Annotated in this window: 1 protein-coding gene; it reads right to left on the minus strand. The window is 37.5% G+C overall.

The window, feature by feature from the left end:
* The coding region (locus AC4J95_RS21170) for a hypothetical protein (protein WP_494551553.1) at window positions 1-344 on the minus strand (344 nt) is incomplete at its 3' end.
* Window positions 345-530 lie beyond the last annotated feature (186 nt).

The following is a 530-nucleotide window of genomic DNA, read 5'->3' on the forward strand; positions in this document are numbered from 1 at the left end:
TGGCTGATGACTTTTTCGATTTTTTCTTTGATAAATGATTTGGCCGCAAATAAACGCAGGCTGACAACTTTCCATTCCTTCGAAGAAAAATAATTCTTGAAATAAATATAATAGCGGCGTAGCGTACGCGAAGTCTTGCTTTTCATCAGGATTCTCCGGACCAGTTCCATCATGCAGAAAGAAAAATCTTCTTCTGCCAGTTCATCTCGTACCTGAAGCGCTACCAAAATTTGGATCGTTTGTTTTGCGTCATGGGTGTCGTTAAAGTATTGATCCATTCGCTTTTCAATTGTTTTGCGTTTAAGCGAAAAGATCTGAGTGGGTGTAAATAGTGGCTTTTCCATCGTTGTTTCCTCCTTGTTTAATTCGAATGCCATGTATCCTTCAACGAAAGTATACGAGTTGAAAAGACATTCTTTTTTGTCTTATTTCATTTTTCTCTGTGATCACGCCTCGACTATAATCCTAAAAATCAATAGTTGTCAAACCACCAAAAGCCCCTTTTTGTTATTTAACAAGGAAGTAAGTAC

It is taken from the genome of Enterococcus sp. GPZ-007 (genome assembly GCF_059374735.1).